General features: G+C 68.9%; 13 protein-coding genes. 7 read left to right on the top strand and 6 right to left on the bottom strand.

Features of this window, described 5'->3' with window-relative positions; translation table 11 throughout:
• The first annotated feature begins 13 nt into the window (after nt 1–13).
• The 5 genes from AC3WRN_RS13540 (at nt 14) to AC3WRN_RS13560 (ending at nt 4552) form a co-directional block, all read left to right on the top strand.
• On the top strand, nt 14–1126 hold the full coding sequence (locus tag AC3WRN_RS13540) for an NHL repeat-containing protein (protein ID WP_492623369.1): 1113 nt from the start codon (nt 14–16) through the stop codon (nt 1124–1126).
• Nucleotides 1127–1303: 177 nt separating this feature from the next.
• A complete protein-coding gene (locus AC3WRN_RS13545; RefSeq protein WP_068096354.1) occupies nt 1304–2038 on the top strand; it encodes an NYN domain-containing protein in 735 nt (244 codons plus the stop codon).
• On the top strand, nt 2035–3336 hold the full coding sequence (gene tilS / locus AC3WRN_RS13550; protein WP_492623370.1) for a tRNA lysidine(34) synthetase TilS: 1302 nt from the start codon (nt 2035–2037) through the stop codon (nt 3334–3336). The genes AC3WRN_RS13545 and tilS overlap by 4 nt, the downstream gene beginning before the upstream one ends.
• A 75-nt stretch (nt 3337–3411) precedes the next feature.
• Nucleotides 3412–3669, top strand: a complete 258-nt coding sequence (locus AC3WRN_RS13555) for an exodeoxyribonuclease VII small subunit (protein WP_068096351.1) — start codon at nt 3412–3414, stop codon at nt 3667–3669.
• The gene (locus tag AC3WRN_RS13560) at nt 3653–4552 is read left to right on the top strand and encodes a polyprenyl synthetase family protein (protein WP_492623371.1); all 900 of its coding nucleotides are present in this window, start codon (nt 3653–3655) and stop codon (nt 4550–4552) included. Before AC3WRN_RS13555 ends, AC3WRN_RS13560 begins: the two co-directional genes overlap by 17 nt.
• A 63-nt stretch (nt 4553–4615) precedes the next feature.
• Here the strand turns inward: AC3WRN_RS13560 and AC3WRN_RS13565 are convergent, their stop codons facing one another.
• Nucleotides 4616–5017, bottom strand: a complete 402-nt coding sequence (locus AC3WRN_RS13565; RefSeq protein ID WP_068096409.1) for a DUF4870 domain-containing protein — start codon at nt 5015–5017, stop codon at nt 4616–4618.
• Nucleotides 5018–5217: 200 nt separating this feature from the next.
• Nucleotides 5218–6585, bottom strand: coding sequence for a metalloprotease PmbA (gene pmbA / locus AC3WRN_RS13570; protein ID WP_492623372.1), 1368 nt, complete (start codon nt 6583–6585; stop codon nt 5218–5220).
• Nucleotides 6586–6690: 105 nt separating this feature from the next.
• Between pmbA and AC3WRN_RS13575 the strand changes: the two genes are divergently transcribed.
• Together AC3WRN_RS13575 and yjgA are read left to right on the top strand one after the other, a co-directional pair.
• Entirely contained in the window at nt 6691–6960 is a 270-nt protein-coding gene (locus tag AC3WRN_RS13575; protein ID WP_068094935.1) for a DUF1653 domain-containing protein, read from the top strand.
• A 29-nt stretch (nt 6961–6989) separates the two neighbouring features.
• Nucleotides 6990–7541 (top strand): ribosome biogenesis factor YjgA, encoded by a 552-nt coding sequence (yjgA, locus tag AC3WRN_RS13580; RefSeq protein ID WP_492623373.1) that lies wholly within the window; start codon nt 6990–6992, stop codon nt 7539–7541.
• A gap of 312 nt (nt 7542–7853) precedes the next feature.
• On the opposite strand, the gene AC3WRN_RS13585 is transcribed toward yjgA, so the two are convergent.
• The 4 genes from AC3WRN_RS13585 to rng form a co-directional block, all read right to left on the bottom strand.
• Nucleotides 7854–9236: a cytochrome C gene (locus tag AC3WRN_RS13585; RefSeq protein ID WP_492623374.1), complete on the bottom strand. Its 1383-nt coding sequence runs from the start codon at nt 9234–9236 to the stop codon at nt 7854–7856.
• 163 nt (nt 9237–9399) lie between these two features.
• A complete protein-coding gene (gene tldD, locus AC3WRN_RS13590) occupies nt 9400–10839 on the bottom strand; it encodes a metalloprotease TldD (protein WP_492623375.1) in 1440 nt (479 codons plus the stop codon).
• A 60-nt stretch (nt 10840–10899) separates the two neighbouring features.
• The gene (locus AC3WRN_RS13595; RefSeq protein WP_492623376.1) at nt 10900–14793 is read right to left on the bottom strand and encodes a YhdP family protein; all 3894 of its coding nucleotides are present in this window, start codon (nt 14791–14793) and stop codon (nt 10900–10902) included.
• 36 nt (nt 14794–14829) lie between these two features.
• The gene (rng, locus tag AC3WRN_RS13600; protein WP_492623377.1) at nt 14830–16302 is read right to left on the bottom strand and encodes a ribonuclease G; all 1473 of its coding nucleotides are present in this window, start codon (nt 16300–16302) and stop codon (nt 14830–14832) included.
• Nucleotides 16303–16423 lie beyond the last annotated feature (121 nt).

Consider the following 16423-nt stretch of genomic DNA (forward strand, 5'->3'; position numbering starts at 1 on the left):
TGGAGGGCTTTCCATGACACACGTTTCGGCACCAACGACGACGCCACGGCGCGTACTGGCCGCGCTTGCCATTGCCACGGCAATCGGCGGCATTTTCTTCTCCCCCGCTGCACCGGCCCGCGAAGAGGCGCACGGCACCATTCTCATTGCGGATCAGTTCAACAATCGCGTCATCGAAATCGACCGCGACACCCACCGTGTGCTGTGGCGTTTCGGCAACGGCTCGGACTTGCCGGGCCCCAGGAGCATCGTGGGCGTGAACGATGCCGAGCGCTTCAACGGCTTCACGTTGATCTCGGGCACCGGCATCCCGCCCAGCAACCCGGCGCTCCCCGGCTGTGCCGACCCGGTCAGCGGCTGTCCCGACAATCGCGTGCTGATTGTCGATCGCGGCGGCGACATTCTCTGGCAGTACGGCAAGGCAGGCATCACCGGTTCGGGTCCGAACGAACTGAATACCCCGGTGCACTCCCTCTTCCTGACCGGCTTTCCGCATCATCCGGGTGCGCACGTGCTGATCACCGACCAGGGCAACCAGCGCGTCATCCTGGTCAACCTGGGGCACAAGATCGTCTGGCAATACGGCACCACGGGCGTGGCCGGCAACGGCCCCAACCAGCTCAGCAATCCGAACAGCGCGGAAGTGCTGGAAAACGGCCACATCCTGATTGCCGACGAGAACAACAACCGGGTCATCGAGGTCACTCCCGACCTGCAGATCGTGAAGCAGTTCACCGCCATGGGCACGGTGAACGGCGCCGCCTTCGCCAGCCGGCTGGACAACGGCGACACGCTGATCAGCGACTCCAACAACAACCGCACCGTCGAAGTCGACGGCAACGACCACGCCGTCTGGCAGTACCTCACCAGCACCGACCCGGGCAGCAACCCAGCGCCCTTGCCGACGCGCGCGCTGCGTTTGCGCAATGGCGATACGCTGATCAGCGATCAATTCAACCAGCGCGTCATCGAGGTCACGCCCGAAGGAAAGATCGTGTTCCAGCAGGGTGCGCTCAATGCGCCCGGCGACGGTTTCAACCAGCTCAACGGCCCCTACGACGCCAAGGCGGTCGGCGACTTTACCGGCATCACGCCACCGCATGGCTTTGACCGCGACATCCATTGAAACCCGGCGCGTTGCCGTCGAACGAGCGTCGAGCCCCGGCCACTGGCCGGGGCTTCGCTTTGATCGGCCCGCCCCGTGACTGGTCCGTGAAGCGGTCCTCAAACGCATGAACAGCGTTGTGGCATTCCGCCAAGGCGCTACCATCCCTGTCATTCCTTGGCCGCCCAGGAGCCCGTCATGGCCCACGACAAGCTCGCCGTACTGATCGACGCCGACAACGCCCGCCCGGCGATCGTCGAAGGCCTGCTCGCCGAAGTGGCGAAGTACGGCACCGCACACGTCAAGCGCATCTACGGCGACTGGACCAAGCCCGACCTCAACGGCTGGAAGGAAGTGCTGCTGCGCCACTCGATCCAGCCGATCCAGCAGTTCCGCTACACCGTCGGCAAGAACGCCACCGACTCGGCGATGATCATCGACGCGATGGACCTGCTCTACGCCGAGCGCTTCGACGGCTTCTGCATCGTCTCCAGCGACAGCGACTTCACCCGGCTCGCCTCGCGCATCCGCGAATCCGGCCAGACCGTGTACGGCTTCGGCGAGAAGAAGACACCCGAGCCGTTCCGCACCGCCTGCGACAAGTTCATCTACACCGAGGTGCTGGCCGGCACGACCGAGACCGAGACCGCGGCCGCGCCGAAACCGCGCTCGGCGAAGGAACTGCGCGGCGACACGCGCCTCATGAACCTGCTGCGCGGCGCGCTGGAGGCGGCCTCGGACGACACCGGCTGGGCCAGCCTCGGCACCATCGGCAGCATCATCAGCAAGCAGTCGCCCGACTTCGACTCGCGCAACTATGGCTACGCGAAGCTCAGCGGCCTGATCAAGGGCATCGGCCTGTTCGAGACCGAGGAACGCCAGATCGGCAACGGCAAGCATCTCTACGTCCGGCCACGCGACAGCAAGAAGTGAGCAATCGGCTGCAAGCGCATCTGCTGGCCTCCCTGGCGGCGCTGCCGCCGGGCCCGCTGTGCGTCGCCTTCAGCGGCGGCCCGGATTCCACTGCCCTGCTGCACGCGCTGGCACAACTGCCCGAAGCCCGCGCGCGCGGACTGCGCGCGCTGCATGTCGATCACGGCCTGCACCCGGACAGCGCGGCCTGGGCCGCACACTGCGAACGCTACTGCGCCGCACTGGACGTGCCGTGCAAGGTGCTACGCGTGCAGGTCGACAGCGGCAGCGGCATGGGCGTGGAAGCCGCCGCCCGTGCCGCGCGCTACGCCGCGCTGTCCACGCAGTTGCACGATGGCGAATGCCTGCTGCTCGGTCACCATCGCGACGACCAGGCCGAGACCGTGCTGCTGAAGCTGCTGCGCGGCGCCGGCCCGGAAGGGCTCGGCGGCATGCGCGCGCTGCGCCCGTTCGGCCGCGGCCAGCTGTGGCGGCCGTTGCTGGCGCTGTCGCGGCAGCAACTGCACGATTACGTCGCGGCGCGGCAGCTGGATTGCATCGACGATCCGTCCAATCGCGATACGCGCCTGGCGCGTAACCGGCTGCGCCACGAAATCCTGCCGCGACTGGCGCAACACTGGCCGCACGCGGTGGATTCGATCCTGCACAGCGCCGCGCTCAGCCGCGCCGCCGCCGATGCACTGCAGACGCAATGGCTGACCGCGTTCGCGGCGCTGCACGACCCCACCAGCGGGAGTCTGGACGCCCACGGCTGGCTGGCGCTGGCCCCGGCGTTGCGCGAGCCGCTGCTCGACCACTGGCTGCACCTGCGTGGCCTGCCTGCACCCACCGCCGCCCAGCGTCGGCAGATCGAGCGCCAATGCGGCGCGCGCCCTGGCCAGTTGCCGTGCATCCGCTGGGCCGGCGCCGAGCTGCACCTCTGGAAAGGCCGCCTGTGGGCTTTGCCGCCGGGGCATGCCATCGACACCGGTTGGCAGGCGCCCTGGCGCGGCGAGCCGCTGGCGCTGCCCGACGGCGGCGAACTATCCCTGACTGTCGAAGGGATCCGTCTTGCCGAGCCGCTGCTCGTGCGCCTGCGCCGCGGCGGCGAGCGCATCCGGCCCGACGGCGACGCGCATACGCGCGAGCTGCGCGACCTGTTCCAGCAGGCGCAGCTGCCGCCATGGCGGCGCAACGCCTGCCCGCTGCTGTATGCCGGCGACGAACTGGTCGCGGTGGCCGACCGCTGGACCAGCGCCCGCGGCTCGGCGATTTTCCGCCAAGCCGGCGCGCCGCCGCGCTGGCGTGCGGGACGCTGACCCAGGTCACGCCGGCGGCGTTCCGCGGCCCGCGCGGATTGATTCCGGACGGCCGCTGCGCTAGCGTTGCGGGCCATGGCCAAGACCGCTCCCGCACCCGGCAAGACCCCGCCCGCCGCCGACTTCGAACACTCCCTCGACGAGCTGGAACAACTGGTCGCGAAGATGGAAGGCGGCGAGATGAGCCTGGACGAATCGCTGGCCTCGTTCGAGCGCGGCATCGGGCTGTTCCGTCATTGCCAGCAGTCGCTGGAGCAGGCCGAATTGCGCGTGCGCCTGCTGCTCGACCCCGAAGCCCCCGACAGCGCCCAACCGTTTGAACCCGAACTCTGAGCTTGGTCCCGCCCTGCAAGCATTGATCGTCCGTGCCGAACAGGCGCTGGACCGCAGCCTGCCCCCGGCCGAACAATCCCCCGCCGAACTGCATCGCGCGATGCGCTACGCCGTGCTCGGCGGCGGCAAGCGGCTGCGCCCGCTGCTGGTCTACGCCGCCGCGCACGCACTGGGCGAAGACGGTCTGTCGCTGGATGCGGCCGCCTGCGCGGTGGAGCTGATCCACGCCTATTCGTTGGTACACGACGACCTGCCCGCGATGGACGACGACGCGCTGCGCCGCGGCCGCCCGACCTGCCACATCGTGTTCGGCGAAGCGATGGCGATCCTCGCCGGCGACGCGCTGCAGGCGCTGGCGTTCGAGATCCTCGCCGACGACGGCTCGCAGCGCACCGACCCGTCCACCAGCATGGCCATGCTGCGCGCGCTGGGCCGCGCCTGCGGCGCCGAGGGCATGGCCGGCGGCCAGGCGCTGGACCTCGCCGCGGTCGGCCATCCGCTGACCTTGGACGAACTGGAGCACATGCACGCCTGCAAGACCGGCGCGCTGATCCGCGCCTCGGTACAGCTGGGCGCACTCGCCGCCGGCGCAGGCGGCGGCACGCTGCGGGCGCTGGACCGCTACGCCCACGCGGTCGGCCTGGCGTTCCAGGTGCGCGACGACATCCTCGACGTGGAAGGCGAATCGGCGGTGATCGGCAAGACCGCCGGCAAGGACGCCGCCGCCGCCAAGCCCACCTTCCCCTCGATCATCGGCCTCGACGCCTCGCGCGCCCGGCTGGCCGAACTGACCGACACCGCGCTGGCCGCGATCGCGCCGCTGGGCAAGCGCGCCGAACTACTGGAAGAGCTGGCGCTGTACGCCGCCCACCGCCATTACTGAGCGAATCGCGATCCATGAAAAGGGCGGCTTGCGCCGCCCCGCTTCATCGCGCGAAGCACGCCTTCAGCTGACCAGTCGCAGCGTGAACGGATAGCGGTAAGTAGTGCCCTCGTTCGCCTTGATCGTGGCGATGATCACGAACACCAGCCAGCCGATCGCCAGCACCGCCAGCACCAGGAAGCCGATCAGGATGAAGCACAGGATCCAGCCCACGATGGCGGCGATCGCCACGGTGATGTTGAAGTTCAGCGCTTCCTTGCCCTGGTCGTTGACGAACGGCATGGTGTCCTTCTTGATCAGCCAGATCACCAGCGGACCGATGATGCTTCCCAGCGGAATGATCACACCGGCCAGCGCGGACAGATGCGCGAACATCGCCCACTGACGCTCTTCGGCGGAAGGTGCCCCGGCCATCGGCGGTTCGTTCGACGGGGGCGGAATGACGGACTCGGGTGGAACGCTCATGCGCATCTCCTCAACGTCGAAAATTCGCCGGCCGCTTGCCGGTCAGGAAGATGCTAGCAAGCCTCGCCCGGCTTTGCCGCATGAATCTGCGCCCGGTCGTGCACGACGCTCCTGCTTCGTAGGGCGGACACTGTCCGTCGGCCCTTCGACGATACATCACGGCCCAACAGCGGCGGGCAGTGCCCGCCCTGCCAACCAGGCTACTCGCCCGCCACCGTCATCCGCTCCAGCAGGATCGAGCCGGTGAGGATGTGCGAGCGCGGGTCGACGTCCGTGCCCACCGCGACGATGCCGGCGAACATCTCGCGCAGGTTCGCCGCAATGGTGATCCCCTCTACTGGGTAGGCGATCCGGCCGTTCTCGACCCAGAAGCCGGCCGCGCCGCGCGAATAGTCGCCGGTGACGGTGGACACGCCCTGCCCCATCACCTCGGTCACCAGCAGGCCGTTGCCCAGGCGCCGCAGCATGCCGTCGAAATCGCTGTGCTCGCCGTCGGCCGCGCCTGGCTCCACGATCAGGTTGTGGATGCCGCCGGCGTTGCCGGTCGACTGCAAGCCCAGCTTGCGCGCCGAGTAGCTGCCCAGCACGTAGCGCGCCAGCACGCCGCCTTCGACCAGCGCACTGTCGACGGTGGCCACGCCCTCGGCGTCGAAGTTGCCCGAGCCTTGGCCGCGCGGCAGGTGCGGCCGCTCGTCGATGTTCAGCCAGGCCGGCATCACCGGCTTGCCCACATGGTCGAGCAGAAAACTGGCGTGGCGATACAACGCGCCGCCGCTGACCGCGCCAAGCAGGTGGCCGATCAGCCCGCGCGCCAGCTCCGGCGCGAACAGCACCGGGCACTGCCGCGTCGACAGGCTGCGCGCACCCAGTCGCGCCAGCGTGCGTGCGGCGGCCTTGTCGCCCAGCGCCTGCGCGCTGATGAAATCGCCGGCCGCGCGCACGCTGTCGTACCAGTAATCGCGCTGCATGCCGTCCTCGTCGCCGGCGATCAGCGACAGCGACAGCGAGTGCCGGGTGCCGCGCTCGCGCCCCACGAAGCCGTGCGAGTTCGCGTACACCGACAGGCCCTGCCCGGCCTGCACGCTGGCGCCGTCGGAATTGCTGATGCCGGCGTGGGCGCGGCCGGCCTCCTCGATCCGGATGCCCAGCTCGATCGCTTGCGCGGTGTCGATGTCCCACGGATGCCACAGGTCCAGGTCGGGGAACGCCGTAGCCATGCGCGCCGCATCGGCCAGCCCCGCGGCCGGGTCGGCCTCGGTATAGCGGGCGATCGCGCAGGCCTGGTCCAGCGTGGCCTGGATCGAATCGGGGTTGAGGTCGGCAGTGCTGGCCGAGCCCTTGCGCTGGCCGAAGTACACGGTAAGCCCGAAACCGCGGTCGCGGGTGTGCTCCACCGTCTCCACCTCGCCCAGGCGCACGTTCACGCTGAGCCCGCTGTCGATGCTGGCGGCCACCTCGGCCTGGCTGGCGCCGGCGGCGCGGGCACGGCGGATCACGTCCTCGGCCAGCTCGGCCAGGCGGTCGAGTTCGTGCAGGCTGGGGGCCGGGCTGATGGCAACTTCGCTCACGTCGGGCTTTCCTGGGGATTAGACGGGTAGAATAGGCGGTTCGCAGCCGCTGGCATCCGACATGGGGCCACGGCGGCGAAATGAAAAGAGCTGCGGAGAACGCCCATGCAACCTACCGCCGGCATCTATCGCCACTACAAGGGCCAGCGCTACCGCGTGCTGGGCACCGCGCACCACAGCGAAACCATGGAGCCGCTAGTGGTCTACCAGGCGCTCTACGGCGATCATGGCCTGTGGGTACGTCCCGCCGCGATGTTCAGCGAGACCATCGAACTGGACGGCGAACCGATCGCCCGCTTCGCGCTGGAACAGGCTGAGCTGGACCCGGCCGGACAAGGCCCGACCGGGCTGGCCAGCAACGACCCGCACGCCTGATCCACCCGCTTTTCTTCTGGAATGATCCCGTGAGCCCGAGCCGCAGCCGCAACCAGACCGAACTCGACGACGCGGACTACGGCCCCAGCCGTACCCAGCAACGCCGCGAAGCGCTGGCCATCCTGACCCTGGCCGGCCAGCTGATCGAGCTGCAGCCGAGTCGGCTGGCCAAGCTCGCGCTGCCGGAAGACGTGCGCCGCGAAATCGACGTCACCCGCCGCATCACTTCGCACGGCGCGAAGAAGCGCCAGCTCGCCTTCCTCGCCAAGGTGATGCGCCGCTACGGCGACGACGACTTCGCCGCGGTGCGCGCCGAACTCGGCGAGAACCGCGAGAAGCAGCGCCAGGAAACCGCCGCGATGCACCGCCTGGAGGCGATGCGCGACCGGCTGGTCGCCGAGGACGAAAGCGCGCTCTCCGAACTGATCGTCGAGTACCCCCAGGTCGACCGCCAGCGCCTGCGCTCGCTGGTGCGCCAGGCGCGCATCGAGAAGGACACGCCGAACAAGCCGCCGCGGGCGTATCGGGAGATATTCCAGTTGCTGAAGGATCTGCAGGCGGGCGATTCGGCCGAGGGCTGACGCATCAGCCCGTAGGAGCGCCCCCTGTCCACAAGGGACTTCCTTCGGTCGTGCGCGATGCCTTTGCTCTCCGTGGCATTCAGAACAAAGGGCTTTCGGCCACTTGCGGCAGCCGAAAGCCCTTCGCTTTGCTCTACCAGTCAAGCATCGACATAACTTCGTGGCAATCGCCCTTCGACTTCACTGCGCCTGCCCTGGGCTCGTCGAAGGACTCATGGCCAACGAATTTTGTTGTCATATGGACGTCCATCTGATCTCAATGGGCGTCCATGACCGCTTGCACCGGCGCCACCCATTTTCATCGACGCATGCTCAGATCGCCAGCCACACGTAGAAGTAAAGCGTGTTGTTGTCGCTGGCGTTGCGTCCCGCCCCGTCGATGTTGTGCACGCGTCCGCTGAAACGGGTGAAGTACGTGTATTCCAGGCCCAGCCGCACGTTGGCCCACGGTTGCTGCCACGAGTTGGACTGGCCGAACGGGCTGTAGCCAAGCTCGATGCTGCCGCCCTGGGTGTTCGGTGAGCCGTCGTTGCCGTAGAGCGTGGCGTCCTTGCTGCCATTGTCGACGAAGGTTGCCAGGGTCACGCCGTAGGTATGGCGGTACCAGTAGCTGCCCTTGAGATTGAGCGAGTGCAGGCTGTTGTGCAGATGGTCCGATCCGCCGCCGTAGGTGGCATCCAGGCGTTGGCTCTCGTGGACGTACAGTCCGTCGACGGTGATCGCGTGATCGCCCTTGATGTACATGTAGCTGGAATCGATGCCGAAGTCGCGGAACCGGTCCGTCGGCCCGGGCAACGCCACCGCGTCACCGACCGCATTGCTGCCGACCTGTCCGCGGCGCATGTTCAGCATGAAGCCGCCGAGGGAGAGGCTGCCGGTGGGCAGGTTCCACGTGTAGGCCAGGCGCGCATAGGGCGTGACCCCGCTCAGGCGGCCGTTGAAATGGCCATTGACGTGTCGCAGGAACGCCGGCGACAGGGAGCGATAGCCGCCCAACTCCATGTACCAGGCGCCATCCAGCTGCATGTAGGCGCTGACACCGACCACCTGTGCGGCGAGGCCGCCGAGCAGCATCGGCTGGGCGGGTGCCCCGGGGGCCAGATCGGCCGACATGTAGGGGTACTTCCACGCCGGTGCGGTGTTGAACACGTCGCTGACGGTGGGGTTGTTGTTGAGCGAGATACCCCAGATGCCGCTATGGCTGCCATGGCTGAACATGCGCGCATAGCGCCAGTCCATATTGTCCCAGCCGAGCAGGCCGCCATTCTCGGAGTAGGTCGCCTGCGCGAAGACGCCGATGTGCTCGCTCAATCGGCCGGCCAGGAACGCCGACACCTGCTGCAACTCGGTGTTGTTGTTGGTGCCGAAGCCCTTGGCCGGGGCCTCCGTCTGGGCTTTCTGCGTGTGCGTGAACGACTCGACCAGCATCGCCGAAAGCGGCACGTCCGTCTGGTCGCCAACCTTCATGGTGTAGCCCATCAGCTTGAACTGGCGCCCGAACTGGGTAAGTTCCGGCCCGAAGCCGCCCACATGGCAGGCGACGCAGGCCTGCTGGGTCTGTCGTGCGTATGAAGGCACCGCCGATGCCAGGGTGGGCACCCCCAGCCACGCGAGTGCGATCAGCGCGATCCAGCGCGGTGGTCGGCATAGGGCGGCGAACCAGCTCGAAACCAGGCTATTCCGGCGAGTGTTCATGTGCATGCTCCCCACGGTTCCAGTGTGATGACTGGATGCGAGTGCAGTCTTGGACTGGCGGATGCCCCGGATATTGATTCCAGTCAAAAGCCAGCCTTCCGACACTGGAGCGCAATGTCGCAGGCTGGCTACGCCGGACGCGTACCTCCGTTCCCGGCGACGCTCAGGACGCGGTGCCGCCCACCGTCATCGAGTCGATCTTCAACGTGGGCTGGCCCACGCCGACGGGCACGCTCTGGCCGTCCTTGCCGCACACGCCCACGCCCTCGTCCAGCGCCAGGTCGTTGCCGATCATCGACACGCGGTTGAGCACTTCCGGCCCGGAGCCGATCAGCGTGGCGCCCTTCACCGGGCGGGTGATGCGACCGTCCTCGATCAGATACGCCTCGGACGCGGAGAAGGTGAACTTGCCGTTGGTGATGTCGACCTGGCCGCCGCCGAAATTCGGCGCGTACAGGCCTTTTTTCACCGAGCGGACGATCTCGGCCGGATCGTGCTGGCCGGCCAGCATGTAGGTGTTGGTCATGCGCGGCATCGGCAGCGCGGTGAACGATTCGCGGCGGCCGTTGCCGGTGGGCGCCATGCCCATCAGGCGCGCGTTGAGCTTGTCCTGCATATAGCCTTTCAGGATGCCATCCTCGATCAGGGTGGTGCATTCGGTCGGGGTGCCTTCGTCGTCGATGCTGAGCGAGCCGCGGCGGCCGACCAGGGTACCGTCATCGACGATGGTGACGCCCTTGGCGGCCACGCGCTGGCCGATGCGGCCGGCGAACGCGGAGCTGCCCTTGCGGTTGAAGTCGCCTTCCAGGCCGTGGCCGATCGCCTCGTGCAGCAGCACGCCGGGCCAGCCGGGGCCGAGCACCACGGTCATCTGGCCAGCGGGGGCGTCGACCGAATCCAGGTTCACCAGCGCCTGGCGCACCGCCTCGTCGGCGAAGCGCAGCGCGCGGCCGTCCTCGATCAGCTCGCGGTAGCCGTAGCGGCCGCCGCCGCCGGCGTAGCCCTGCTCGCGCCGGCCGTTCTGCTCGGCGATCACCTGCACGTTGATGCGCACCAGCGGGCGCACGTCGGCGGCGAGGGTGCCGTCGGAGGCGGCGATCAGCACGGTATCGATGGTGGCGGCCATGCTGACTATGACCTGCTTCACGCGCGGGTCGCGCGAGCGCGCATAGGCGTCCACCTCGCGCAGCAGCGCGATCTTGTCGGGGTTCGGCAGGCTTTCGACCGGGTCGATCGCCGGGTACAGCGCCCGCGCGCCGTTCAGCGCCAGCGGCTTGCCGGCGCCGCGGCCGTCGTGCGCGATCGCACGCGCGGCCTTCGATGCTTCCAGCAGCTGCGGCAGCACGATCTCGTCGGAATAGGCGAAACCGGTCTTCTCGCCCGAGATCGCGCGCACGCCCACGCCCTGCTCGATCGAGTGGCTGCCGTCCTTGACGATGCCCTCCTCCAGCGTCCACGACTCGCTGCGCGAATGCTGGAAGTACAGGTCGGCGGCGTCGATCGCGGGGCCCATCAACTGTGAGAACACGCGATCGAGGTCGCCGGTGGCGATGCCGCCGGGGGACAGCAGCTTGCTTTCGGCGAGGGCGATCAGGGAATCCATGGGGCGTCGTTGGCCTGCGGTCGGTGCGGAATGCTTCACATGGGGCTGCCACCGGCCGCTTTAAAGCTTGGGTGCGGGCGGCAGCACCGAGCCGGCGGCGGCAGGCAGGGCCGGAACGGCGGCCGGCGGAGCGGGTCGATTGAGCAGCGGCGGCGTGGTGGGCGCGGGACCGCCGCGCTTCTCGACCAGGGTGATTACCGGCTTGTCCCAGCTGCCGGTGATCCGGTAGCGCGCGCTGGCCGCCTGGTTCAGGCCCCGTCCGAGGATGCCCTGCACGGCGAAACCCGCCGCCGCCCCGACCGGGCCGCCGACCATCGCGCCGACCAGCGGCAGGCTGTTGCCGACGTGCGGCACCACCACCATCTGCTGGTCGTAGTCGCGTACGCGCAGCCCGGTGCGGCCGTTGACGCTGACGCTCGCGGCCGGGCCGGCGATCACCAGGTTGTCGGTGACGGCGTTGCCGTTGGCCAGCTTGAAATCACCGGTGATCGAGTCGAACGCCAGCCCCTTGCCGAACACGTCGCCGAAATCGAGGGTGAGCCGGCGCGGCAATTCGGCCAGCGAGACCAGCCCGAGCAGCCGCCCCACCCCAGGCGACGACGCCTCGGGGATATGGCCGTCGCTGACCTGGATGGTGAGGGTGCCGTCCATGGTGGCCAGCGACAGGTCGCTGGGCGCGCCGGGCCAGCTGGCATCGAGCTGGTCGCGTGTCTTGCCGCCGTTGACCAGCCCGTCATAGCCGAACGCACCGAGCATCGCGCCGAGATCCTCGGCGGCGAAGCTGATCTTCATGTGCGTGTGGCTGCTGCTGGCGTTGCCGTTCCAATCGCCGCTGGCGTTGACCTGCACGCGGCTGGACAGTGCGCGCAGTTGCTCGATGCGCATGCCCTCGGCGGTGGGCCAGGTTTCCAGCCGGGCCTCGCCGAGCTTCGATTCGCCCAGGCGCAGATCGCCGATCCACAGATGGAACGGCGGCAACGCGGCCGGATTGATGCCGGTGTTGGCGGGGTCGCGCGACGGCGCGGCGGCGTTGCCGGCGGCCGGAGGAGGCGGAGCCTTCGGCCAGTACAGCCGCTGCAGCCGCGCGGTGACGCCGCGCTTGTTCAGTTCGGCGGCCGGCACGGTGAAGTTGCCGGCCATCGCCGGGCCGTCCACGTCCACGCCGAGCGCGTCCGGCTGCGGCACAGCGTGCAGCTTCAGCGCGCCGAGCGGGCGGCCGAACCACTCCGCCTGGTCGGTGCTGACGTCGAGGCTTTCCAACCCCGGGCCGTTGCCGCCGCTGGCCGCCACCGTGTGCTGCACCCAGCCGGTAACGTCGAGCTGGCTGGCATGGCCGCGGATGCGCAGGTTGCGCGGCGGCAGCGTCTCGGGCATCTGGCTGCCGAACGCCAGCGTGCCGGCCAGCGGCCGCTGCTCCCCGGCAGCCAGGCGCAGATGCCCGCGCATCACCTCGCCCAGCCCGAGCCGCAGGTCGCTGCCGTCGACCGGCAGGCTCATCGTCAGGTGCAGCGGCAGGCTGGCCGTTGCCGGTTTGTCCAACGGCGCCGGCAGCCCCAGCGCGATGCCGTCCAGCGAGGAATCGACGCTGAGGGTCTGCGCCAGCGCATCGCTGCCGGCCACGCGCGCGATGCTGAAGCCGATGTCGAAGTTGCTGCGTCCGTCGGCCAGCTTGCCGATCCAGTCCAGCGACGGGTAATCCTGCACCAGCTCGGCCATGCGGTAGCTGCCCTGCAGCTTCGCCGCGAGGATCGTGGCCGGGTCGCCGGTGGCGCCGGCGACCGCCAGCCGCAGCTTCGACGGCTGGCCGCGGAAGCCGGCGTCCAGCGGGCCGGCCTGCAGGCCGTGCAGGTCGAAGGTCAGCGGGCCGTTGAGCTTGTCCAGCTGGAGGTTCCATGCCGGCGCACTGAGGTCGGCGTCCTTCAGCTGGGCGGTGCCGCTCAACTGCGCGTTGGCGGCGTCCTTCAGCGGCATGGCGAGATGGAACGCGAACGTGCCGCTGCCGCCCAGCTTCAGCTTGGCCAGCGTATCGGCCTCGCGGCTGGCGATCGGGCTCCTGCGCGCAAACTCCAGCAGGCTCGCGCCGCTGCCGCCGCCTTGCACGTTGAGGTCGAGCAGGCCGTCGTGGAAATCCGGGATCAGCGCCACTGCCTGGCTCGCTTTCACGCCGAGCGACTGGCCGCCGCTGGCCTCGACCAGCATGCCGTTGTCGATGAAGTTGGCCACCGCGCTGACGTTTTCGGCGCGCGGCCAGTCCTTGCCGTAGTCGAAGGTGAGGTTGCTGATCGCCGCACGCGCCTCGAAACGGCCCTCGTTGTGGCGGAACGGCCAGTCGCCGAGATCGCCGCGCAGCAGCACCTGCGCCTGGTCCAGATGGCCGGACACCAGGGCGCGGTCCAGCCAGGCGACGGTGGCCGGCGACATCGAGTCGATCGGCCAGAACAGTTTGGCGGCGACCACGTCGGACGGGTCGAGCGAGGCATACAGCTCCAGGAACGGGTGGCCGCCCTGCGCCGGCAACTCCAGCTCGCCGCGGGCCTGGCCGGCATAGCCGACGCCGGCGAAATCCAGCGCATCCACGCCGATGTGCCAGTTGCCATCCTGCGGCCAGGCAGCCAGCGTGCCGGACAGCCGGGACAGCACGAACGGCTGCCGGAACGTGTGCGGGAACGTCAGCGTGACGGCCTGCGCCGGCAGCTCCAGCGACAGCGCGCCGGCGTCGCCGCGCAGCTGGCCGTGCAGGTTGCTCACGCCGGGCAGCTTGCCGACCGGGTCGATGCCCAGGCCGCTGAACGCCACGTCGACCGCGTGCACGCCGTCGGCGCGGCTCCATTGCAGCGCGACCCGGTTGAGATCGCCGCGCGGATGGCCTTGGCCCAGCCACGGCGCGAGCGTCGGCGGCAGCTCCGGCAGCAAGGCCAGCCACGGCAGCAGCGGCGCCAGCTGCAGCTCGCGCGCAGCGACGCCGACGCTGGCCTGCGGCGTACCGGGCTGGTGCAGGCTCAGCGCCAGCGCACTGGCGTCGTCACCGGCCCAGCGCACCCCATAACCGTCGCCGGTCTGGTGCACGCCGAGCAGCCCGTGCAACGCCGCCACGCTGGCGCTTCCGCCGGTGGGCGCGCGCACCGTCAGGGTAGCCAGGTCGAAGCGGGTCAGGCTGCGGGTCAGCCGGCCCGCGCGCCAGTCGAGCCAGGCGCTCAGCCGGCCGCTGCCGTGGTCGACCGCGTAGCCGCCCATGTCGACGCCATCCAGCAGCGGCTTCAGCTCGGCACCGTCGACGTCGACCCAGACCTGGCCCGCGCTGCCGTCCTCCCGGAAACGGCCGGCCGTGCGCACGGCGGCGCTCACGCCATCGCGCCGCAGCACGCCACCGAAACGGATCTGGCGGCCCTGGTGGCTCAGCCGCAGCTGCTTCGACAGCAGGGTGTAGCGCTTGTCCAGGGTGGCGTCGGTGACCACCACGCGCAGATCTTCCAGCCACAGGTCGGCCGACAGCCGGCCCAGCGACAGCGGCTGCCGGCTGCCGCCACCGGCCAGGCCAATGCCGTTGACATGCCAGCCGGCGGCATCGTGCAGCAGGTCCAGCTGCAGGCCGCGCACGTGCAGGTTGAGCAGGTGGCGCGACGGCAGCAGCCAGCCGCCGAAGTCGAATTTCAGCTCGGATTCGGGCAGTTGCAGCACGGCACCCGTCTCGCCCGGTGCCGCACCGATGTTCACCCCGTGCATCACGAACGCCGGGCCGGCGGCCGTCCAGCGCCCTTCCATCGAGGCGAAGCTGACCGGTCGCTGCAGCCGCGCGCTGAGCTGCGCGGCCACCCAGTCCGGGTGCCGCGCCAGCAGCGGCAGCAGCAGCTGGGCCAGTGCCGCCAGCACGGCGAGCAGGATCAACGCAACCCCGGCCACCCAGCCCGACGCACGGGCGCAACCATGCAGCCGCCGCTGCCATGACGCGTTCACGCGCGGCGGCCCCACTCGGATCCGCAGTCGCCGGATTTACAGCAAGACGACATCAAACTGTTCCTGCGAATAATGCTCTTCGGCCTGGAAGCGTATGCTCTTGGAGATGAACTCTTCCAGTTCCGCGACCGCGCTGGATTCCTCCTCCAGGATCCGGTTGACCACCGCGGGATTGGCCATCACCAGCAGCTTCTGCGCATTGAACTGGCGCACCGCGCGGGTGATCTCGCGGAAGATCTCGTAGGTCACCGTCTCGGCGGTCTTCAGCACGCCGCGGCCGTTGCAGGCCGGGCACGGCTCGCACAGCTGGCGGGCCAGGCTTTCGGTGGTGCGCTTGCGGGTCATCTCCACCAGGCCCAGCGCCGACATCGGGTACACCGTGGTCTTGGCATGGTCGCGCATCAGCCCCTTGCCGAGCATGCGCAGCACCTGGCGTTTGTGTTCCTCGTCGTTCATGTCGATGAAGTCGATGATGATGATGCCGCCCAGGTTGCGCAGGCGCAGCTGGCGCGCCGCCGCCTGCGCGGCCTCCAGGTTGGTGCGGTAGACCGTCTCCTCCAGGTTGCGCGTGCCGAGGTAGGCGCCGGTGTTGACGTCGATGGTGGTCATCGCCTCGGTCTGGTCGACGATCAGGTAGCCGCCGGACTTCAGCGGAACCTCCTTCTTCAGCGCGCGCTGCATCTCGTCCTCGGCGCCGTAGAGGTCGAAGATCGGCCGCTCGCCGTCGTAGTGCTCGACGCGGTCGTCCAGGCTCGGCATGAACTTGTGCACGAACTTGGTCACCTTCTCGAAGGTCTCGCGCGAATCCACGCGCACCTTCTCGATGTCGTCGTTGAGCATGTCGCGCAGGCTGCGCAGAGGCAGCGAGAGTTCCTCGTACACGCGCTCGCCGACCTTCGCCCGGGCGATGTTCTCCTGCACCACCCGCCACACCTTGCCGAGGTAGGTCACGTCGAACGCCAGCGACTCGGCGCTCTGCCCTTCGGCATTGGTGCGCACGATGTAGCCCAGCGGGGCGTCGCCGATCAACGGGGTCAGCACGTCGCGCAGCCGCTGGCGCTCGGCCTCGTCCTCGATCCGCGCCGAGATGCCCAGGGTGCGCGCGTACGGCAGCAGCACCAGGTAGCGCGAGGGGATCGACAGGTGCGCGGACAGCCGCGCGCCCTTGGTGCTGATCGGGTCCTTCACCACCTGCACCACGATCTCCTGGCCTTCGTGCACCAGTTCGCTGATCGAGGGCATGTGGCCATTGCCGTTCGATTCGGCGCCTTCGGCCGGCGCCGGGCGCACGATGTCGGAGGCGTGCAGGAACGCCGCGCGCTCCAGCCCGATCTCCACGAACACCGCCTGCATGCCGGGCATCACCCGTTGCACGCGGCCCTTGTAGATGTTGCCGACATAGCCGCGCCGGGACGCCCGCTCGACGTGCACCTCCTGCAGCATGCCGTTTTCGACCACACCGACCCGCGTCTCGCGCGGGGTCACGTTGATCAGGATTTCTTCACTCACCGCATACTCCCCGGGCAGGTGATCTTTATAGCGGCTGTGGCCACGGACTGTCGATGAACCACGGCGGAAAAACCGCCTACCCCCGCAAATGCCGCACAATGGACGGCGGGCGGCGCGGCCT

It is taken from the genome of Rhodanobacter sp. FW101-FHT13A11 (genome assembly GCF_058790335.1).

Excerpts from the sequence above, each read along its gene's own strand:
- AC3WRN_RS13575 (WP_068094935.1), top strand. The coding sequence starts at position 6,691 with ATGCAACCTACCGCCGGCATCTATCGCCACTACAAGGGCCAGCGCTAC.
- AC3WRN_RS13545 (WP_068096354.1), top strand. The coding sequence starts at position 1,304 with ATGGCCCACGACAAGCTCGCCGTACTGATCGACGCCGACAACGCCCGC.
- AC3WRN_RS13585 (WP_492623374.1), bottom strand. The coding sequence starts at position 9,236 with ATGAACACTCGCCGGAATAGCCTGGTTTCGAGCTGGTTCGCCGCCCTA.
- AC3WRN_RS13565 (WP_068096409.1), bottom strand. The coding sequence starts at position 5,017 with ATGAGCGTTCCACCCGAGTCCGTCATTCCGCCCCCGTCGAACGAACCG.
- AC3WRN_RS13540 (WP_492623369.1), top strand. The coding sequence starts at position 14 with ATGACACACGTTTCGGCACCAACGACGACGCCACGGCGCGTACTGGCC.
- AC3WRN_RS13555 (WP_068096351.1), top strand. The coding sequence starts at position 3,412 with ATGGCCAAGACCGCTCCCGCACCCGGCAAGACCCCGCCCGCCGCCGAC.
- tldD (WP_492623375.1), bottom strand. The coding sequence starts at position 10,839 with ATGGATTCCCTGATCGCCCTCGCCGAAAGCAAGCTGCTGTCCCCCGGC.